We start from the raw sequence: 20538 nt of genomic DNA, 5'->3' as shown, positions 1-20538 counted from the left end.
CCCGGGGAGGGCGGCGAGCCCGGCCGGACCAATATGGATAGCTTATCTCTCCACATTGCTCCGGGCGCCGGAACGGACCCGCCGTCCGGCCCGTATACCGTGGTGGGCGTGCAGGTACTCGAAAACGCCCCGCTCGCCCCGCTGACCACGCTCCGGCTCGGCGGCCCCGCCCGCCGGCTGGTCACCGCCCGGACCGACGACGAGGTGATCGCCGCCGTCCGTGCCGCCGACGCCGCGGGCGAGCCGCTGCTGCTGCTCGGCGGCGGCTCCAACCTGGTGATCGGCGACGCCGGCTTCGACGGCACCGTGCTGCGGATCGCCACCGAGGGCTTCGAACTGGACGGCACCCGGCTGGAGCTGGCGGCCGGCGAGGTCTGGGCCGACGCGGTCGCCCGGACGGTCGAGCACGGCCTGGCCGGCATCGAGTTCCTGGCCGGCATCCCCGGCTCCGCGGGCGCCACCCCGGTGCAGAACGTCGGCGCGTACGGCCAGGAGGTGTCCGGCACCGTCACCGAGGTCCACGCCTGGGACCGCGCGGCCGGCGAGCGGGTCACCCTCTCCGCCGCCGAGTGCGCGTTCTCCTACCGGCACAGCCGTTTCAAGGCCGACCCCGCGCGGTACGTCGTGCTCCGGGTGGTCTTCGCCCTGGAGGACGCCGCGGGCCTGTCCGCCCCGGTCCGGTACGCCGAGGTGGCCAGGACGCTGGGCGTCGGGGCCGGCGAGCGGGTCGACCTGCGGACCGCCCACGACACCGTGCTGAAGCTGCGCGCGGGCAAGGGCATGGTGCTGGACGCGGACGACCACGACACCTGGTCGGCGGGCTCCTTCTTCACCAACCCGGTCCTGACCGCCGACCAGTACGCCGCCTTCACGGCCCGGCTCGGCGACCGCACCGCCCCCGCCTTCCCGGCCGCCGACGGCTGCACCAAGACGTCCGCCGCCTGGCTGATCGACCACGCCGGCTTCCGCAGGGGCCACGGCGCCGGCCCGGCCACCCTCTCCACCAAGCACACCCTGGCCCTGACCAACCGGGGGAGCGCGACCACCGAGGACCTGCTCGCACTGGCCCGTGAGGTCCGGGACGGCGTCCGGGCCGCGTTCGGCGTCGAGCTGGTCAACGAGCCGGTGATGGTCGGCGTCCGGCTGTAGGCGCGGCCGGCTACTCGGTCAGCCAGAGGTCGATGTCCGCGAGCAGTTCCTTCCGGACGGCCTCCGGCGCCCGGGAGCCCCGGACCGACTGCCGGGCCAGCTCGGCCAGTTCGGCGTCGGAGAACCCGTGCACCTCGCGGACCAGCCGGTACTGCTCGGCCAGCCGGGAGCCGAACAGCAGCGGGTCGTCCGCGCCGAGCGCCATCGGCACCCCGGCGTCGAACAGCGTCCGCATCGGCACCAGCTCGGCCCGCTCGTAGACCCCGAGCGAGACGTTGGAGGACGGGCAGACCTCGCAGGTGACCTGCCGGTCCGCCAGCCGCTGCATCAGCCGCGGGTCCTCGGCGGCCCGGACGCCGTGGCCGATCCGGCCGGCCCCGAGGTCGTCCAGGCAGTCCCGGACGGACTCCGCCCCCGCCAGCTCGCCGCCGTGCGGCGCGGCGAGCAGCCCGCCGTCCCGGGCGATCCGGAAGGCGCGGTCGAAGTCCCGTGCCAGGCCGCGCCGTTCGTCGTTGGACAGGCCGAAGCCCACCACCCCGTGGTCGGCGTACCGGACGGCGAGCCGGGCCAGCGTCCGGGCGTCCATCGGGGACTTCATCCGGTTGGCCGCGACCAGCACCCGGATCCCCACCCCGGTGCTCTCGGAGGCGTCCCGGACGGCGTCCAGGATCAGTTCCAGCGCGGGGGTGAGCCCGCCCAGCCGGGGCGCGTACGAGGTCGGGTCGACCTGGATCTCCAGCCAGCGCGAGCCGTCCCGCCGCTCGTCCTCGGCGGTCTCCCGCACCAGCCGCCGGATGTCCTGCTCGTCCCGCAGCACCGAGCGCGCGGTGTCGTAGAGCCGCTGGAACCGGAACCAGCCCCGCTCGTCGGTGGCCCGCAGCTGCGGCGGCTCGGCGGAACTGAGCGCCTCGGGCAGCCGGACTCCGTGCTTGTCGGCCAGCTCCAACAGGGTGGCGGGCCGCATCGAACCGGTGAAATGCAGGTGCAGGTGGGCCTTCGGGAGGCCTCGGACATCACGCTGGCGATCCATTTGCCGATACTGCCGCATCCCGGCCCGGAACGGGAACCGCCCCCTGCACATCCCCCGAAGGGGTGACAGGGGGCGGACCGGGAGTGCGGAGGTCAGTCGCGCGCCTCGGCCAGCAGCTTCTGCACCCGGCCGATGCCCTCGACCAGGTCGGCGTCGCCCAGCGCGTACGAGAGCCGCAGGTAGCCCGGGGTGCCGAAGGCCTCGCCGGGGACGACCGCGACCTCGGCCTCGTCCAGGATCAGCGCGGCCAGCTCGGCGGAGGTGGCCGGGCGGCGGCCGCGGATCTCCTTGCCCAGCAGCGGCTTCACCGACGGGTACACGTAGAACGCGCCCTCGGGCTCGGGGCAGAGCACGCCCTCGATCTCGTTCAGCATCCGCACGATGGTGCGGCGGCGGCGGTCGAACGCGGTCTTCATCTCGTCGACGGCCGACAGGTCGCCCGAGACGGCGGCCAGCGCGGCGACCTGCGCCACGTTGGAGACGTTGGAGGTGGCGTGCGACTGCAGGTTGGTGGCGGCGCTCACCACGTCCTTCGGGCCGATCAGCCAGCCCACCCGCCAGCCGGTCATCGCGTAGGTCTTGGCCACGCCGTTGACCACGATGCACTTGTCGGCCAGCTCGGGCAGCAGCGCCGGCAGCGAGGTGAAGGTGGCGTCGCCGTAGACCAGGTGCTCGTAGATCTCGTCGGTGAGCACCCACAGGCCGTGCTCCAGCGCCCAGCGGCCGATCGCCTCGGCCTCGGCCTCGGTGTAGACCGCGCCGGTCGGGTTGGACGGCGAGACGAACAGGACGACCTTGGTCCGCTCGGTGCGGGCCGCCTCCAACTGCTCGACCGAGACCTTGTAGCCGGTGGTCTCGTCGGCCACGACCTCCACCGGGACGCCGCCGCCCAGCTTCACGGCCTCCGGGTAGGTGGTCCAGTACGGCGCGGGGATGATGACCTCGTCGCCCGGGTCGAGGATCGCGGCGAAGGCCTCGTAGATCGCCTGCTTGCCGCCGTTGGTGACGAGCACCTGGGAGGCGTCCACCCGGTAGCCGGAGTCGCGCAGCGTCTTGGCGACGATGGCGGCCTTCAGCTCCGGCAGCCCGCCGGCCGGGGTGTAGCGGTGGTTCTTCGGGTCGCGGCAGGCCTCGACGGCGGCGTCGACGATGTAGCCCGGGGTCGGGAAGTCCGGTTCGCCGGCACCGAAGCCGATCACGGGACGGCCGGCCGCCTTGAGGGCCTTGGCCTTGGCGTCCACGGCGAGGGTGGCGGACTCGGCGATGGCGCCGACCCGGGCGGAGACCCGGCGGTCGGCAGGACGGTTGGCGGGGGTGGAAGCGCTCATGTCTGCATCGTCCCAGAGTCGGCGCCCCGTGGGCACGACGGTTTCAGCATGCGTACCGGACCGTCCACGATGTGTCCCGCCGGTACGGGGGGTGGGGCTGCGGTGAATGAGGTTCGACCAAACGCTCAAGAACACGTACACTCACTGCTCGATGGCTCCCGAGGTGCGGATCCTCCGCCGCGTACACCACGCAGCGGCTCGGATGCGGTAGGTTTGGGCGCAGTCCGGTGCCGCGAGGCGCCGAAGGGCACTAGCTCAATTGGTAGAGCACCGGTCTCCAAAACCGGCGGTTGGGGGTTCGAGTCCCTCGTGCCCTGCAGCTTGATCCGTACCGAGCCCGTTCGCTCCACAGAGCGAGCGGGCTTGATGCGGAGAGGGCCCCACCAAGCACTGCTTTCGCCGGATCGCTCGTGCGGCACACGCACGCAGTCGCGCTCGGCAGGACCCGGATTCAGGTGAGGACGAGTGACGGAGACCACGGGCTCCACCGCAACGCCTGAGAGCGGCAACCCCGAGGGTGCCGACGGCGCGGCCGAGACCACGTCCACGGACGGGCTCTCCCGGCGCGAGCGTCGGCGGGCCAACAGGGCCGCGGGCGGTGACGGTGCCAAGAAGCCCGGGAAGCGGGCCAAGAAGGGCCTCTTCGCCCGGGCGGCGGTCTTCTACCGCCAGATCATCGCGGAACTGCGCAAGGTCGTCTGGCCGACGCGCAACGAGCTGATCCAGTACACCACCGTCGTGGTGACCTTCGTCGTCGTGATGATGATGCTGGTCTACGGCATCGACTACGGCTTCTCCAAGCTCAGCTTGTGGATCTTCGGCTGACCAGCTCGGCAGCCAGTGACACCCGACCCGGGTCGGCACCCTTCCGCACGGACGGGGGCGGCCCGGGTCGAGCCGTCTGCGCCGACCGGACGAGCCCGCTACCGTTGACTCGGTACTGTTGAGGTATCCGAGACTTTCCCGCCCGTACGCCTGAGGGCAGCCGGGCGGCCCGGAGCCGTTCCATCTCCACAACCAGGAAAGAAGCAGCGACCGTGTCTGAGTCCCCCCTGTACGACGCCGACGAGACCGTCCGCGAGGCGGATGTCGCGGCCGAGCTCGACGCGGCCGAGGCTGCTGACGCCGAGGCGGCCGAGGACATCCTGGACGCCGCCGACGCCGACGAGGACGAGGTCGAGGCTGCCGACGAGGCCGAGGCGGGCGTGCCGGCCGACGAGGACGGCGCCGAGGCGACCGCCGACGACGAGGACGCCGCCGAGGCGAGCTCCGACGACGAGGCCGAAGAGGCCGAGGACGCCGCCGAGGAGGCCGGGGCCGAGAGCGACCCGGTCGCCGAGTTCCGCGAGCAGCTCCGCCTCGCGCCGGGTGAGTGGTACGTCATCCACACCTACGCCGGCTACGAGAACCGGGTGAAGCAGAACCTCGAGCAGCGCTCGGTCTCGCTGAACGTCGAGGACCGCATCTTCGAGTCGGCCGTGCCGCAGGAAGAGGTCGTCCAGATCAAGAACGGCGACCGCAAGACCATCCGCCAGAACAAGCTCCCCGGCTACGTCCTGGTCCGGATGGAGCTGGACGCCGAGTCCTGGAACGTGGTCCGCAACACCCCGGGCGTCACCGGCTTCGTCGGCAACGCCTACGACCCGTACCCGCTGACCCTGGACGAGGTCGTCAAGATGCTCGCCCCGGACGTCGAGCGCCAGGCGGCCAAGGACGCCGGCAAGGCCTCCCCGGTCCGTCCGGTCGAGGTCCAGGTGCTCGACTTCGAGGTCGGCGACTCGGTCACCGTCACCGACGGTCCGTTCGCCACCCTGCAGGCGACCATCAACGAGATCAACCCGGACTCGAAGAAGGTCAAGGGCCTGGTCGAGATCTTCGGCCGCGAGACCCCGGTCGAGCTGTCCTTCGACCAGATCCAGAAGAACTAGTACAGACCTTCGGGTTGAGGGCGGAGCGGTTGCTCCGCCCTCAATCCGTTTTGGTCCAGCGGCGCATCCGCGTTAGCCTGGTCCGATGTGTGTCCGCCCGGCCGGGTGTCGCGCCTGCCGCGGACGCACCAGCAATCACCTCTCGGAAGGACCCGGAGAGAAATGCCTCCCAAGAAGAAGAAGATCACGGGGCTCATCAAGCTCCAGATCAACGCCGGTGCCGCGAACCCGGCCCCGCCGGTCGGCCCCGCCCTGGGCCAGCACGGCGTCAACATCATGGAGTTCTGCAAGGCCTACAACGCCGCGACCGAGTCGCAGCGCGGCATGATCGTGCCGGTGGAGATCACGGTCTACGACGACCGTTCCTTCACCTTCATCACGAAGACGCCGCCGGCCGCGCGCCTCATCCTGAAGGCCGCGGGCGTGGACAAGGGCTCGGCCGAGCCGCACAAGACCAAGGTCGCCAAGCTCACCAGCGCCCAGGTCCGCGAGATCGCCACGGTCAAGCTCCCCGACCTGAACGCCAACGACCTGGACGCCGCGGCGAAGATCATCGCCGGCACCGCCCGGTCGATGGGCATCACCGTCGAGGGCTGATCAGCCCGTCAGTCCACCGTGGTAGGGCCCGCGCGGCCCGTACACACCACGACTCCTCCGCCCTCCTCGCCCGTCAACGGCCTGGAGGGGCCCAATCTTCAGGAGAAGCAGTGAAGCGCAGCAAGGCTCTCAAGGCCGCGGACGCCAAGGTCGACCGCAGCCGGATCTACGCTCCCCTCGAGGCCATCCGCCTCGCGAAGGAGACCTCCACCTCCAAGTTCGACGGCACCGTCGAGGTTGCCATGCGTCTGGGCGTCGACCCGCGCAAGGCCGACCAGATGGTCCGCAGCACCGTGATCCTCCCGCACGGCACCGGTAAGACCGCTCGGGTCCTGGTCTTCGCGACCGGCGACCGTGCCGAGGCCGCGCGTGCTGCGGGCGCCGACATCGTGGGCTCCGACGAGCTCATCGACGAGGTCGCCAAGGGTCGTCTGGACTTCGACGCCGTCGTCGCCACCCCGGACCTCATGGGCAAGGTCGGCCGCCTCGGCCGCGTGCTCGGTCCCCGTGGTCTGATGCCGAACCCGAAGACCGGCACCGTCACCCCCGATGTCACCAAGGCTGTCAACGACATCAAGGGCGGCAAGATCGAGTTCCGCGTCGACAAGCACTCGAACCTGCACTTCATCATCGGTAAGGTCTCCTTCACCGACGAGCAGCTGGTCGAGAACTACGGCGCTGCGCTCGAGGAGGTCCTCCGGGCCAAGCCGGCCGCCGCCAAGGGCCGTTACATCAAGAAGACCGCGGTCTCGACCACGATCGGCCCCGGCATCCTGGTGGACCCGAACCGCACCCGCAACCTCCTCGTCGAGGAGGACCCGGCCGCCGTCTGAGCCCCCGTGCTCTGACCGGCCGCGTCCTGGGCGCGACTGATTCCGCTTCGACGGGCCCGCATCCCCTGCACAGGGGGTGCGGGCCCGTCGGCGTACCCGGGCGGTTAGGCTCTGCGGACCCCGTCCCCCAGCCAGCCCACCCCCAGTGGAGTGCACTCGTGCGTATCGACAGGATCGCCGCCCTGGCCGGAGCAGCCCTGCTGCTCGGCTGCTCGGCCGGCTGCAGCGGCGCCGGCGCCGGCGCGGGCTCCGACCCCACGGCGTCCGCCCCGGAGCGGTCCGCGACCGCGAGCGCCCGGCCCAGCACGCCGAAGGGCGTGGTGGAGGCCGCCGCCGACGCGCTGGACGAGGCCGGCAGCGCCCGGCTGCGGGTCGAGGAGGACAACCACCAGTACGGCCGCAGCACGGTGGAGGGCCTGGTCTCCTGGAAGTCCGGGGACGCCGATCTGACGATCACCGAGAGCCGCGGCAAGGGCCGGCTCCGGCTGGTCGGCGGGGTGCACTACGCCTCGTACCCGTGGCTGACGACCGAGCTCAGGGGCCGGCACTGGGCGCAGGCCGCGCGCGAGGTGGCCGAGCAGCTGGACTCCGGCAGCGCCCCGGCCGGGGTCTCGCAGAACTTCACCGGCATCTGGCTGACCGGGATCACCGCAGGGCCGGCCGCGCCGCTGCGGCTGATGGCGGCGTCGGGGCAGCTCACCGAGGTCGGCCGGGAGGACCTGGGCGGCGTGCCGGTGACGCACTACCGCGGCACGGCGCCGGTGGCCGCGTACCACGCCGCCGACCAGGGGCTCTCGGAGCAGGAGCGGGCGGCCACCCTGGCCTACTACCAGCGCCAGGGCGTGGAGTCGGTCGAGCACGACTACTGGCTGGACCAGAACGGCCGGCTGCTGAAGGCACAGGAGAGCACCAAGGGCAAGGGTGGTTCGGACACCATCGTGGAGGTGGTCACGGACCCGGGGACCCAGGTCGCGGTGACCGCTCCGGAGACGGCCGACACCCTGGTGCTGAACGGTCCATAACCCGTTGCGGGTCTGTCGCACGGATCGACTAGAGTCCCGCAGGCAAGTATGAGAGAAACATAAGAGGGGGATCTGTGCGTACCCTGCGCATCGCATCTGCGGTGGTCGTCTCCACCGTGCTCGTCGGCGCCCTGTCGGCCTGCAACAGCAAGTCCGGTGGCGACTCCGCCGGTGCGGCCTCGGGCGCCGCCTCGACCGCGGCCTCCGCGCCGGCGGCCAAGAAGGACCTGGACCCGAAGGAGGCCCTGGCGGCCTCCGCCGCGGTGATGGAGAAGGCGGGCAACGCCAAGCTGACCATCACCGGCGACGACGGCGGCACCGGCGTCTTCTCCTGGAAGGCGCCGCAGGCGCTCGAGCTCTCGGTCAAGGACGAGGGCAAGGACATGAAGATGCTCTTCGTCGGCGACGTGATGTACGTCGGTGCCGACGCGGAGATGGCCGCGGCGTTCGGCGGCAAGAAGTGGATGAAGCTGGACCCGAAGGCCGGCGCCATCCCCGGTGCCGAGGACCTGAACGCGTTCGGCAGCATGCTCCAGCTGCTCAACCCGGCTGTCGAGCTCGCCGCCAACGCCCAGGCCGGCAAGCTCACCAAGGTCGGCCCGGAGAAGATCGACGGCGTCGACACGGTGCACTACAAGAGCACCGTCGCGGGCAAGGACCTGGTCGCCGCGATGACCGGGCTGACCCCCGAGGTCAAGGCGACGCTCCTGAAGGAGATCGCCAAGGAGGGCGCCGACTCCAGCATGGACTTCTGGATCAACGAGAAGGCCGAGCTCGTCCAGATGGGCGGCACCGACCTGAACCCGGGCAAGGGCGCGGCCGCGGCCGCCTCCACCGCCGGGGCGACCATCCTGAAGTACACCGAGCTGGGCAAGGCCACCGCGCCGACCGCCCCGCCGGCGGCCGACGTCGCGGACATGTCCGAGCTGCTGAAGAGCCTCGGCACCAGCTGAGTTCCGTAGAGATCCCCGGGCGCGGCACCGCCGCGCCCGGGTCCGTCCCAGGGGGAGATGGATCATGATGAAGACCGGACGTACGTACCTCGCCGCCACCGCCGTCGTGCTGGCGCTCGCCGCCACCGGCTGCGGCACCAAGAACGCCACCGGAACGGGTGACCCGACGGCCGCGCCCACCGGCGCCGCGAGCGCCGCGCCCAGCGCGCAGGCCGTCGAGGTGGCGCCCGCCGCACTGCTCAAGCTGGTGGGGGAGAAGACCAGCGCGGCCAAGTCGGCGAAGGTGGAGGGCGTCACCGAGCTCCCCACCGGCAAGACCGCCATGCACGGCTCGATCTCCTGGGCGGACGGCCTCCAGGGTGAGTTGACCGGCAACGCCGGCGGCCCGATGGCCGACGCGATCTCCAAGGCGGGCGGCGACGGCACCTTCACCGCCCGCTACCTCAGCGACGCGATGTTCATCAACATGGGCGACGGGATGGCCTCCCAGCTGGGCGGCGCGCACTGGATCCGGTACGGCTACGCGGACCTCGCCAAGCTGATGGGCCCGGCCGGCGACAGCCTCAAGCAGCAGCTGCAGAGCGCCGACCCGGTCAACTCGGTCCGCGCGCTGATCGCCTCCGGCCAGGTCACCAAGGCCGGCACCGAGGACGTGAACGGCACCAAGGCCACCCGCTACACCGGTGACCTGTCGGCCGCCGCGATCGCGCAGGCCGCCGCCACCGGCCTGACCCCGGAGCAGATCGACGGCCTGCAGAAGCAGTTCAAGGCCGCCGGCATCACCACCGAGCACATCGAGGTCTGGGTCAGCCAGGACGACCTCCTGGTGAAGAAGGTCGAGAAGGTCCAGACCGCGGCCGGTCCGGTGACCTCCACCGCCCTGTACACCGACTACGGCACCCCGGCGGCCGTCCGGGCCCCGGGCCAGTCCGACACGGTGGACTTCGCCCAGCTGATGAAGGGTGCGCAGGGCGCCGGCGGATCCGCTCCGACCTCCTGAAGCGAGGCGTGACAAGGTGGGGGAGCGAGCAATCGAAGCAGGGAGGGTCCGCATGCCGGTCCGGCACAAGGCCGCCGCCGCGGTGCTGGCCGCCCTGCTGGCCGGGGCGGCCGGATGCAGTGGCGCCGCGGAGGCCGGCCCGGCCACCGGCAGTCCGGCCGCCAGCTCGGCGCTCGCCACCCCCACCGACCACTCGCCGCACGGGATGCTCCTGACCGCCCAGCTGGCCATGCGCGACGCCCGGCGGGCGAAGTTCCGGCTGCCGCAGGAGGGCGCCGGCGGAATGATCTTCTGGGCGCCCAAGACCGGTCTTCGGCTGGACCGCCCGGGCAGCGCCGAGCAGCTGATCGTCCTGGACACCACCGCCTACCTGGGCGGCGACCCGGACACCGCGGCCCGGCTGGGCGGCCGGCACTGGGAGAAGTACGGCGGTGCCACGCCCGGCGCGTCCGCCGGGGCCAAGGAGATCCCGTACTCCGGGCTGATCGACCAGCTCAACCCGATGGTGGCGCTGACCGCCGCGTGCGCCGCGGAGCGGCCGGAGCTGGTCGGCGAGGAACAGCTCCAGGACTCCACCGTCACCCACTACCGGGTGAGCACCACGGTGGAGGCCTACACGGCGGCGCAGACCCAGCTGGCCCCGGAGCGCCGGCGGGCCCTGCGCGAGGCGCTCGGGTCCGACGCCGGGCGGGTGCTCACCCTGGACCTCTGGCTTAACGACAAGGACCAGCTGGTCCAGCTCCGCCGGACCGGCCAGGCCCCGGGCCCGGCGGCGACCGTCGGGTACGCCGAGATCGCCGGCCCGCTCTCGCTCCAGGCCCCCGCCGAGGCCGACGTGGTGGACCGGGGCACCGCCGCCCTGCCGCCGCTGCCGGGCCTGTAGCCGTCCGCCGGGCCTGCGGGTCGAAGGCCGACGGACCGGATTTGCCCGGTTCGGCAGGTGTCCAGTACGGTGGGGCTTGCCAAAGACCGCTGGTTGTTCTCCTGCGCCTTCACGGGTGCGGGCGACCGAAGGATCTGCGCTTACGCGCAGACGGCCCGCGCAGGAGTGTTTGGAGCTTTGACTTCCGGTCCGTACGGTTCGCCGTGCGACTGTCGAGGTCGTCATGAGCCCCGTGCGACTGCGCACTGGGGCTCGATTTGTTTTTGCGGAGCATTCCGCAGGGCCTCTTCCTTCCGGCCGGTGTGTCCCAGGTGTTCGATGGTCGACTCCTCAAAGGTCGGCCCGACTTCGACATCACGGAAGGAGGCGTAAGCCTATGGCAAGGCCTGACAAGGCTGCTGACGTCGCCGAGATCACGGACAAGTTCCGTGCCTCGAACGCGGCCGTGCTGACCGAGTACCGCGGTCTGACGGTGAAGCAGATGAAGAATCTGCGTCGCTCGCTGGGTGACAACGCCCAGTACGCCGTGGTGAAGAACACGCTGACCAAGATCGCGGCGAACGAGGCCGGGATCTCTGCGCTGGACGACCTGTTCGCCGGTCCGACGGCTGTCGCCTTCGTCACCGGTGACCCGGTGGAGTCGGCGAAGGCTCTGCGTGACTTCGCCAAGGAGAACCCCGCTCTCATCATCAAGGGCGGTGTCCTTGACGGTAAGGCGCTGTCCGCCGATGAGATCAAGAAGCTCGCGGACCTCGAGTCCCGCGAGGTGCTGCTCGCCAAGCTGGCCGGCGGCCTGAAGGCGTCCATGGCCAAGGCCGCGGCGACCTTCCAGGCTCCGCTGGTCGAGTTCGCTCGCACCGCCGAGGCGCTGCGCGCGAAGGTCGAGCAGGGCGGTGCCGGTACGCCGGCTCCCGCCGCCGAGGACGAGGCCGCGGAGTAGTTCCGCAGGCTCACGCCTCGCTGCGGGCCCGTACGCCCGCCATCCCGTACATCCGGCACCAACCTGCCGATTAAGTGGAAGGACGCCACCATGGCGAAGCTGTCCCAGGACGAGCTGCTCGCGCAGTTCGAGACCCTGACCCTGATCGAGCTCTCCGAGTTCGTCAAGGCGTTCGAGGAGAAGTTCGACGTCAAGGCTGCCGCCCCGGTCGCCGTTGCCGCCGTCGGTGGCGCCGCTGCCGCCCCCGAGGCCGTCGAGGAGCAGGACGAGTTCGACGTCATCCTCGAGTCGGCCGGCGACAAGAAGATCCAGGTCATCAAGGAGGTGCGCGCCCTGACCTCCCTCGGCCTGAAGGAGGCCAAGGACCTCGTTGACGGCACCCCGAAGCCGGTCCTGGAGAAGGTTGCCAAGGACGCCGCCGAGAAGGCCAAGGCCCAGCTCGAGGCCGCTGGCGCCAAGGTCACCGTCAAGTGACTTCTCGCCCTCTCTGAGAGGGCGCGGGAGGCCGGGCCGATCACCCCTGCGGGTGGTCGGCCCGGCCTCTTTCCGTATGCGGTGCACAGGCCCGGTGATCTTGTGTCGCCGGTCCGGCCCAGCGCGGGCTGGGCCACTGTCGGTGCGCCCCGGTATGGTGATCGCTGTCGTGGCCACCGGTCCCGGCCTCGGGCGTTGTGTAACGCGCAGGAGGCCCCGAACGATGGTCCGTGCGAGGTCCGCACTGTGGTGGGGGCCTTGACGAACGGCACCCGGCGCGCGATTCTCGAGGCGCGCGCCGAGCGTGGAAGTCGGTCCCCGGACAGTCCGGAGAGCCCCGGGTGGTTACACGAGGGCCCCGCTGGGAACTGACTACATGTGAGGTGCGACGGCCCGGGAGTCCCGGGTCGTCCGGTTGTACGAGGGCAGGGCAACCCCTGCGGCGGAGCCCCTTGACGGGGGCGGCCGGCGCTCGGGTCGCGACCGGAGGGAGCGTCCGATTCGGTCTCCGAATCAGGGCTTGTCAGCAGTGTGCCTTTTGGCTACACTGTCCCTTTGCGCTGCCTGTTAGCTGCTCCGTGACTCGTCGCCCGGAGTCGGCGTTGCCCTGAAGGGGCCTGGCACCGCCTCCGTACAGCGGTTCTGACCTGGGGATTCACCCCCGGCGGAGTCGGCGGCCGGAGGTGGATCCTGGCTCGTCTAAGGTCCGGCCGGTATGCGCGTAGTGAGCTCCGAGCCCTCGGAAGGACCCCCCTCTTGGCCGCGCCGCGCAACGCCTCGAACAATTCCGCCGCATCCACCGCCCCGCTCCGCGTCTCGTTCGCGAAGATCAAGGAGCCTCTTGAGGTTCCGAACCTCCTGGCCCTGCAGACCGAGAGCTTTGACTGGCTGCTCGGTAATGCGGCCTGGAAGTCCCGGGTCGAGGCGGCTCTGGACAGTGGTCAGGACGTCCCGACCAAGTCCGGTCTGGAGGAGATCTTCGAGGAGATCTCCCCGATCGAGGACTTCTCCGGTTCGATGTCGCTGACCTTCCGCGACCACCGTTTCGAGCCGCCGAAGAACTCCATCGACGAGTGCAAGGACCGCGACTTCACCTTCGCGGCCCCGCTCTTCGTCACCGCCGAGTTCACCAACAACGAGACCGGTGAGATCAAGTCCCAGACGGTCTTCATGGGCGACTTCCCGCTCATGACCAACAAGGGCACGTTCATCATCAACGGCACCGAGCGTGTCGTCGTGTCCCAGCTGGTGCGCTCTCCCGGCGTCTACTTCGACTCCAGCCTGGACAAGGTGTCCGACAAGGACATCTTCTCCTGCAAGGTCATCCCCTCGCGCGGTGCCTGGCTGGAGATGGAGATCGACAAGCGCGACATGGTCGGTGTCCGCATCGACCGCAAGCGCAAGCAGTCGGTCACCGTCCTGCTCAAGGCCCTCGGCTGGACCAACGAGATGATTCTCGAGGAGTTCGGCGAGTACGAGTCGATGCGCGCCACCCTGGAGAAGGACCACACCCAGGGCCAGGACGACGCGCTGCTGGACATCTACCGCAAGCTGCGTCCGGGCGAGCCGCCGACGCGTGAGGCCGCCCAGACCCTTCTGGAGAACCTCTACTTCAACCCGAAGCGCTACGACCTCGCGAAGGTCGGCCGCTACAAGGTCAACCGCAAGCTCGGCAACGCGGAGTCGCTCGACTCCGGCGTGCTCACCGAGCCCGACATCATCGGTGCGATCAAGTACCTGGTGAAGCTGCACGCGGGTGAGGTCGAGTGGCGTGACGAGGACGGTCGCGACATCGTCATCGAGGTCGATGACATCGACCACTTCGGCAACCGTCGCCTGCGCAACGTCGGCGAGCTGATCCAGAACCAGGTCCGTACGGGTCTCGCCCGCATGGAGCGCGTCGTGCGCGAGCGCATGACCACCCAGGACGTCGAGGCGATCACGCCGCAGACCCTGATCAACATCCGGCCGGTCGTCGCCTCCATCAAGGAGTTCTTCGGCACCAGCCAGCTGTCCCAGTTCATGGACCAGACGAACCCGCTGTCGGGCCTGACCCACAAGCGCCGTCTGTCCGCCCTCGGCCCCGGTGGTCTGTCCCGTGAGCGGGCCGGCTTCGAGGTCCGAGACGTGCACCCGTCGCACTACGGCCGCATGTGTCCGATCGAGACCCCCGAAGGCCCGAACATCGGTCTGATCGGCTCGCTCGCCTCCTACGGCCGGGTCAACGCGTTCGGCTTCATCGAGACCCCGTACCGCAAGGTCATCGACGGTGTCGTGACCGAGCAGGTCGACTACCTCACCGCCGACGAGGAGGACCGCTTCGTCATCGCGCAGGCCAACGCCCCGCTGACGGACGACCTCCACTTCGCCGAGCCCCGCGTGCTCGTCCGCCGCCGTGGCGGCGAGATCGACTACATCCCGGGCACCGAGATCGACTACATGGACGTCTCGCCGCGCCAGATGGTGTCGGTCGCGACCGCCATGATCCCGTTCCTCGAGCACGACGACGCCAACCGCGCGCTCATGGGCTCGAACATGATGCGCCAGGCGGTGCCGCTGCTGAAGAGCGAGGCCCCGCTGGTCGGCACCGGCATGGAGTACCGCTGCGCGGTCGACGCCGCCGACGTGATCACCGCCGAGAAGTCGGGCGTGGTCCAGGAGGTCTCGGCCGACTACGTCACCGTGGCCAACGACGACGGCACCTACACCACGTACCGGGCCGCCAAGTTCACCCGCTCCAACCAGGGCACCGCCTTCAACCAGAAGGTGCTCGTGGACGAGGGCTCCCGGGTCGAGGTCAACCAGGTGCTGGCCGACGGCCCCTGCACCGACGAGGGCGAGATGGCCCTCGGCAAGAACCTGCTCGTGGCGTTCATGTCCTGGGAGGGTCACAACTACGAGGACGCGATCATCCTGTCGCAGCGCCTCGTGCAGGACGACGTCCTCTCCTCGATCCACATCGAGGAGCACGAGGTCGACGCCCGTGACACCAAGCTGGGCCCCGAGGAGATCACCCGGGACATCCCGAACGTCTCCGAGGAGGTCCTCGCCGACCTCGACGAGCGCGGCATCATCCGCATCGGCGCCGACGTCGTCACCGGCGACATCCTGGTCGGCAAGGTCACGCCCAAGGGCGAGACCGAGCTGACCCCGGAGGAGCGCCTGCTGCGCGCCATCTTCGGTGAGAAGGCCCGTGAGGTCCGCGACACCTCGCTGAAGGTGCCGCACGGTGAGTCCGGCAAGGTCATCGGCGTCCGCGTCTTCGACCGCGAAGAGGGCGACGAGCTGCCCCCGGGCGTCAACCAGCTGGTCCGCGTCTACGTGGCCCAGAAGCGCAAGATCACCAACGGTGACAAGCTCGCCGGCCGTCACGGCAACAAGGGCGTCATCTCCAAGATCCTGCCGGTCGAGGACATGCCGTTCCTGGAGGACGGCACCCCGGTCGACATCATCCTGAACCCGCTGGGTGTCCCGTCCCGAATGAACCCGGGACAGGTCCTGGAGATCCACCTCGGCTGGCTCGCCAAGCAGGGTTGGGACGTCTCCGGCCTCGCGGAGGAGTGGGCCCAGCGCCTGCAGGCGATCGGCGCCGACCAGGTCCAGGGCGGCACCAACCTCGCCACCCCGGTCTTCGACGGTGCCCGCGAGGACGAGATCACCGGCATGCTGGACCACACCACGCTCACCCGCGACGGTGACCGCCTGGTGAACTCCACCGGCAAGGCCCGGCTCTTCGACGGCCGCTCCGGCGAGCCGTTCCCGATGCCGGTCTCGGTCGGCTACATGTACATCCTGAAGCTGCACCACCTGGTCGACGACAAGCTGCACGCCCGTTCGACCGGTCCGTACTCGATGATCACCCAGCAGCCGCTCGGTGGTAAGGCGCAGTTCGGTGGTCAGCGATTCGGCGAGATGGAGGTGTGGGCCCTCGAGGCGTACGGCGCTGCCTACGCCCTCCAGGAGCTGCTCACCATCAAGTCCGACGACGTCCTCGGCCGCGTGAAGGTCTACGAGGCCATCGTCAAGGGCGAGAACATCCCCGAGCCCGGCATTCCCGAGTCCTTCAAGGTCCTCATCAAGGAAATGCAGTCGCTCTGCCTCAACGTGGAGGTGCTGTCCTCGGACGGCCAGTCCATCGAGATGCGGGACTCCGACGAGGACGTGTTCCGCGCGGCCGAGGAGCTCGGCATTGACCTGTCCCGGCGCGAGCCGAGCAGCGTCGAAGAGGTCTGACGGAGGCCGGGCCGGCTGCCCCTCCTAGGCAGCCGGCCCGCCCCCAGGCCCCCCTCAGACCACAGATAAGACTCTCGAATTACGAAAGAGGGCTTGACGACCAGTGCTTGACGTCAACTTCTTCGACGAGCTCCGCATCGGCCTGGCCACCGCCGACGACATCCGCCAGTGGTCCCACGGCGAGGTCAAGAAGCCGGAGACCATCAACTACCGCACGCTGAAGCCGGAAAAGGATGGCCTTTTCTGCGAGAAGATCTTCGGTCCCACCCGGGACTGGGAGTGCTACTGCGGCAAGTACAAGCGCGTCCGCTTCAAGGGCATCATCTGTGAGCGCTGCGGCGTCGAGGTGACCCGCGCCAAGGTGCGCCGTGAGCGGATGGGCCACATCGAGCTGGCCGCCCCGGTCACCCACATCTGGTACTTCAAGGGTGTCCCGTCCCGTCTGGGCTACCTGCTGGACCTGGCGCCGAAGGACCTCGAGAAGGTCATCTACTTCGCCGCCTACATGATCACCTGGGTGGACGACGAGCGCCGCCAGCGTGACCTGCCGTCCCTCGAGGCGCACATCTCGGTCGAGCGCCAGCAGATCGAGAACCGCCGCGACGCCGACCTGGAAGGCCGGGCCAAGAAGGCCGAGACCGACCTGGCCGAGCTGGAGGCCGAGGGCGCCAAGGCCGACGTGCGCCGCAAGGTGCGCGAGGGCGCCGAGCGCGAGATGAAGCAGCTGCGCGACCGCGCCCAGCGCGAGCTGGACCGCCTCGACGAGGTGTGGGCCCGCTTCAAGAACCTCAAGGTCCAGGACCTGGAGGGCGACGAGCTGCTCTACCGCGAGCTGCGCGACCGCTTCGGCACCTACTTCTCCGGCTCGATGGGCGCCGCGGCGCTCAAGGACCGCCTGGAGAGCTTCGACCTCGCCGAGGAGGCCGAGCGCCTCCGCGAGATCATCCGCACCGGCAAGGGCCAGAAGAAGACCCGTGCGCTCAAGCGCCTCAAGGTCGTCTCCGCGTTCCTGCAGACCAGCAACAAGCCCAAGGGCATGGTGCTCGACTGCGTCCCGGTCATCCCGCCGGACCTGCGTCCGATGGTGCAGCTGGACGGTGGCCGCTTCGCGACCTCCGACCTGAACGACCTGTACCGCCGCGTGATCAACCGCAACAACCGCCTGAAGCGGCTTCTCGACCTCGGCGCGCCCGAGATCATCGTGAACAACGAGAAGCGCATGCTCCAGGAGGCCGTCGACGCGCTCTTCGACAACGGCCGTCGTGGTCGCCCGGTCACGGGCCCCGGCAACCGTCCGCTGAAGTCGCTGTCCGACATGCTCAAGGGCAAGCAGGGTCGTTTCCGTCAGAACCTGCTCGGCAAGCGCGTCGACTACTCGGCCCGTTCGGTCATCGTCGTCGGCCCGCAGCTCAAGCTGCACCAGTGCGGTCTGCCGAAGGCCATGGCGCTGGAGCTCTTCAAGCCGTTCGTGATGAAGCGCCTGGTCGACCTGAACCACGCGCAGAACATCAAGTCGGCCAAGCGCATGGTCGAGCGCGCCCGCCCGGTCGTGTGGGACGTCCTCGAAGAGGTCATCGCCGAGCACCCGGTGCTGCTGAACCGTGCGCCCACCCTGCACCGCCTCGGCATCCAGGCCTTCGAGCCGCAGCTGGTCGAGGGCAAGGCCATCCAGATCCACCCGCTCGTCTGCACCGCGTTCAACGCGGACTTCGACGGTGACCAGATGGCCGTCCACCTGCCCCTGTCCGCAGAGGCGCAGGCCGAGGCCCGCATCCTGATGCTGTCCTCGAACAACATCCTGAAGCCGGCCGACGGTCGCCCCGTCACCATGCCGACCCAGGACATGGTGCTCGGTCTGTTCTTCCTCACCTCGGACCGGGAGCAGGTGAAGGGCGCCAACCGCTCCTTCTCCTCCACCGCCGAGGCGATCATGGCCTTCGACGCCCGCGACCTGGACGTCCAGGCCCCGATCGAGCTGCGCCTGCCCGCGGGCACCGTGCCGCCGCGCGGCTGGACCGTGCCGGTCGACGAGGACGGCCAGCCGACCTGGTTCGAGGGCGAGTCGTTCCGGCTCAGCACCACCCTCGGCCGGGCGCTCTTCAACGAGCTGCTGCCGGAGAACTACCCGTTCGTCGACTACGAGGTGGGCAAGAAGCAGCTCTCCGCGATCGTCAACGACCTGGCCGAGCGCTACCCCAAGGTCGTCGTCGCCGCGACGCTGGACAACCTGAAGGCGGCCGGCTTCCACTGGTCGACCCGTTCGGGCGTCACCGTCTCGATCTCGGACGTCATCGTCCCGCCGAGCAAGCCCCAGATCCTCGAGGGCTACGAGGCGCAGGCCGAGAAGGTCCAGAAGCAGTACGAGCGCGGTCTGATCACCAACGACGAGCGCAAGAGCGAGCTCATCGGCATCTGGACCCGCGCGACCAACGAGGTCGCCGAGGCCATGTCCGCGAACTTCCCGAAGACCAACCCCATCTTCATGATGGTGGACTCGGGTGCCCGTGGAAACATGATGCAGATGCGGCAGATCGCCGGTATGCGTGGTCTGGTGTCGAACGCCAAGAACGAGACCATCCCGCGTCCCATCAAGGCCTCGTTCCGTGAGGGCCTGTCCGTGCTGGAGTACTTCATCTCCACCCACGGTGCCCGTAAGGGTCTGGCCGACACCGCCCTGCGTACCGCCGACTCCGGTTACCTCACCCGTCGTCTGGTCGACGTCTCCCAGGACGTCATCATTCGCGAGGAGGACTGCGGCACCGAGCGCGGCCTCAAGCTGCCGATCGGTTCCGTGGGCTCGGACGGCATCCTGCGCAAGGCCGACGACGTCGAGACCAGCGTCTACGCCCGCATGCTGGCCGAGGACATCACGGTGGACGGCAAGCTCCTCGCCACCGCCAACACCGACCTCGGTGACGTGCTGATCGACGAGCTGATCCGCCACAACATCGCCGAGGTCAAGACCCGCTCGATCCTCACCTGTGAGTCGGCGGTCGGCACCTGTGCCATGTGCTACGGCCGCTCGCTGGCCACCGGCAAGCTGGTCGACATCGGTGAGGCGGTCGGCATCATCGCCGCCCAGTCCATCGGTGAGCCCGGTACCCAGCTGACCATGCGTACCTTCCACACCGGTGGTGTGGCCGGTGACGACATCACCCAGGGTCTGCCGCGTGTCGTCGAGCTCTTCGAGGCGCGTACCCCGAAGGGTGTCGCCCCGGTCTCCGAGGCCGACGGCCGGGTCCGCATCGAGGACACCGAGAAGACCCGCAAGATCGTCGTCACCCCCGACGACGGCACCGACGAGATCGCCTACCCGATCTCGAAGCGCATCAAGCTGCTGGTCAGCGAGGGCGAGGCGGTCTCCGTCGGCCAGAAGCTGACGGCCGGCACGATGAACCCGCACGACGTCCTGCGCATCATGGGCCAGCGTGCCGTCCAGATCCACCTGGTGGCCGAGGTCCAGAAGGTCTACAACTCGCAGGGTGTGTCGATCCACGACAAGCACATCGAGATCATCATCCGGCAGATGCTCCGCCGTGTGACGATCATCGAGTCGGGCGACGCCGAGCTGCTCCCGGGCGAGCTCGTCGAGCGCGGCCGCTTCGAGACCGAGAACCGTCGCGTGGTCTCCGAGGGCGGTCACCCCGCCTCCGGCCGTCCGCAGCTGATGGGTATCACCAAGGCCTCGCTGGCCACCGAGTCCTGGCTGTCGGCCGCCTCCTTCCAGGAGACGACCCGGGTGCTCACCGACGCGGCGATCCACGCCAAGTCGGACCCGCTGCTGGGCCTCAAGGAGAACGTCATCCTCGGTAAGCTCATCCCGGCCGGTACGGGTCTGCCCCGCTACCGCAACATCCGGGTCGAGCCGACCGAGGAGGCCAAGGCCGCGATGTACTCGGCCGTCGGCTACGACGACTACGACCTGTCGCCCTTCGGCGCCGGCTCCGGCCAGGCCGTTCCGCTGGACGACTACGACTACGGCCCGTACACCGGCTGAGGTCGAGGTTCCCGATCGCAGGGCGGTCACCCCACTCGGGGTGGCCGCCCTGCGGCGTTTCCCCCGCGCGGGGGAGGGCGGCAGACCGCTCGTGCGGGTGATCCGCACGGGCGCGGAACCGGGAAGGCTCGGAGAGGCGCCGGGCCGTGGGGGTCCGGCCCGGAACGGGGG

15 protein-coding genes and 1 tRNA gene are annotated in these 20538 nt (G+C 69.8%); 14 read left to right on the top strand and 2 right to left on the bottom strand.

Translation table 11 applies throughout. The features are described from left to right. Positions 1-108: 108 nt before the first annotated feature. Positions 109-1149: a UDP-N-acetylmuramate dehydrogenase gene (locus ACIOFR_RS07155; RefSeq protein ID WP_400993088.1), complete on the top strand. Its 1041-nt coding sequence runs from the start codon at positions 109-111 to the stop codon at positions 1147-1149. A gap of 10 nt (positions 1150-1159) precedes the next feature. Here ACIOFR_RS07155 and ACIOFR_RS07150 read toward each other — a convergent pair whose 3' ends face one another. Then, positions 1160-2179 carry an adenosine deaminase gene (locus ACIOFR_RS07150; RefSeq protein WP_400993087.1) on the bottom strand — a complete coding sequence of 340 codons (1020 nt, stop codon included), beginning with the start codon at positions 2177-2179 and terminating at the stop codon, positions 1160-1162. 92 nt (positions 2180-2271) lie between these two features. Then, positions 2272-3507 (bottom strand): pyridoxal phosphate-dependent aminotransferase, encoded by a 1236-nt coding sequence (locus ACIOFR_RS07145; protein WP_400993085.1) that lies wholly within the window; start codon positions 3505-3507, stop codon positions 2272-2274. A 244-nt stretch (positions 3508-3751) separates the two neighbouring features. Here ACIOFR_RS07145 and ACIOFR_RS07140 point away from each other — a divergent pair. From ACIOFR_RS07140 to ACIOFR_RS07080, 13 genes are all read left to right on the top strand, one after another. Then, positions 3752-3824 (top strand) — tRNA-Trp (locus ACIOFR_RS07140). 148 nt (positions 3825-3972) lie between these two features. Beyond that, positions 3973-4332, top strand: a complete 360-nt coding sequence (gene secE / locus ACIOFR_RS07135; protein WP_400993084.1) for a preprotein translocase subunit SecE — start codon at positions 3973-3975, stop codon at positions 4330-4332. Positions 4333-4544: 212 nt separating this feature from the next. After that, positions 4545-5435, top strand: coding sequence for a transcription termination/antitermination protein NusG (gene nusG, locus ACIOFR_RS07130; RefSeq protein ID WP_400993082.1), 891 nt, complete (start codon positions 4545-4547; stop codon positions 5433-5435). A 162-nt stretch (positions 5436-5597) separates the two neighbouring features. Next, positions 5598-6032, top strand: coding sequence for a 50S ribosomal protein L11 (gene rplK / locus ACIOFR_RS07125; protein ID WP_350638176.1), 435 nt, complete (start codon positions 5598-5600; stop codon positions 6030-6032). Between the two features lie 110 nt (positions 6033-6142). Further along, positions 6143-6865, top strand: coding sequence for a 50S ribosomal protein L1 (rplA, locus tag ACIOFR_RS07120; protein WP_400993080.1), 723 nt, complete (start codon positions 6143-6145; stop codon positions 6863-6865). A 158-nt stretch (positions 6866-7023) separates the two neighbouring features. Further along, entirely contained in the window at positions 7024-7887 is an 864-nt protein-coding gene (locus ACIOFR_RS07115; protein ID WP_400993079.1) for a hypothetical protein, read from the top strand. Positions 7888-7961: 74 nt separating this feature from the next. After that, a complete protein-coding gene (locus ACIOFR_RS07110) occupies positions 7962-8840 on the top strand; it encodes a hypothetical protein (RefSeq protein WP_400993078.1) in 879 nt (292 codons plus the stop codon). A 64-nt stretch (positions 8841-8904) separates the two neighbouring features. Then, a complete protein-coding gene (locus ACIOFR_RS07105) occupies positions 8905-9840 on the top strand; it encodes a hypothetical protein (RefSeq protein WP_400993077.1) in 936 nt (311 codons plus the stop codon). A gap of 52 nt (positions 9841-9892) precedes the next feature. Next, on the top strand, positions 9893-10723 hold the full coding sequence (locus ACIOFR_RS07100; protein ID WP_400993076.1) for a hypothetical protein: 831 nt from the start codon (positions 9893-9895) through the stop codon (positions 10721-10723). 376 nt (positions 10724-11099) lie between these two features. Then, positions 11100-11663 carry a 50S ribosomal protein L10 gene (gene rplJ, locus ACIOFR_RS07095; protein WP_363635427.1) on the top strand — a complete coding sequence of 188 codons (564 nt, stop codon included), beginning with the start codon at positions 11100-11102 and terminating at the stop codon, positions 11661-11663. 90 nt (positions 11664-11753) lie between these two features. Beyond that, entirely contained in the window at positions 11754-12137 is a 384-nt protein-coding gene (gene rplL, locus ACIOFR_RS07090) for a 50S ribosomal protein L7/L12 (protein WP_400993074.1), read from the top strand. Positions 12138-12893: 756 nt separating this feature from the next. Further along, on the top strand, positions 12894-16370 hold the full coding sequence (gene rpoB / locus ACIOFR_RS07085) for a DNA-directed RNA polymerase subunit beta (RefSeq protein WP_371497599.1): 3477 nt from the start codon (positions 12894-12896) through the stop codon (positions 16368-16370). A 103-nt stretch (positions 16371-16473) separates the two neighbouring features. Beyond that, the gene (locus tag ACIOFR_RS07080; protein ID WP_400993073.1) at positions 16474-20367 is read left to right on the top strand and encodes a DNA-directed RNA polymerase subunit beta'; all 3894 of its coding nucleotides are present in this window, start codon (positions 16474-16476) and stop codon (positions 20365-20367) included. The last annotated feature ends 171 nt before the right edge of the window (positions 20368-20538 follow it).

Origin of the sequence: Kitasatospora sp. NPDC088346, assembly GCF_044740765.1 — a bacterium.
Taxonomy (GTDB): domain Bacteria; phylum Actinomycetota; class Actinomycetes; order Streptomycetales; family Streptomycetaceae; genus Kitasatospora.
Note: the sequence above shows the minus strand (reverse complement) of the source record. Positions and strands in the feature narration are given on the sequence as shown.

What these genes read in the sequence shown, in the direction of transcription:
- ACIOFR_RS07100 (WP_400993076.1), top strand. Translation starts at nt 9,893, where the DNA reads ATGCCGGTCCGGCACAAGGCCGCCGCCGCGGTGCTGGCCGCCCTGCTG.
- rplK (WP_350638176.1), top strand. Translation starts at nt 5,598, where the DNA reads ATGCCTCCCAAGAAGAAGAAGATCACGGGGCTCATCAAGCTCCAGATC.
- rplL (WP_400993074.1), top strand. Translation starts at nt 11,754, where the DNA reads ATGGCGAAGCTGTCCCAGGACGAGCTGCTCGCGCAGTTCGAGACCCTG.
- rplJ (WP_363635427.1), top strand. Translation starts at nt 11,100, where the DNA reads ATGGCAAGGCCTGACAAGGCTGCTGACGTCGCCGAGATCACGGACAAG.
- ACIOFR_RS07105 (WP_400993077.1), top strand. Translation starts at nt 8,905, where the DNA reads ATGATGAAGACCGGACGTACGTACCTCGCCGCCACCGCCGTCGTGCTG.
- ACIOFR_RS07150 (WP_400993087.1), bottom strand. Translation starts at nt 2,179, where the DNA reads ATGGATCGCCAGCGTGATGTCCGAGGCCTCCCGAAGGCCCACCTGCAC.
- ACIOFR_RS07145 (WP_400993085.1), bottom strand. Translation starts at nt 3,507, where the DNA reads ATGAGCGCTTCCACCCCCGCCAACCGTCCTGCCGACCGCCGGGTCTCC.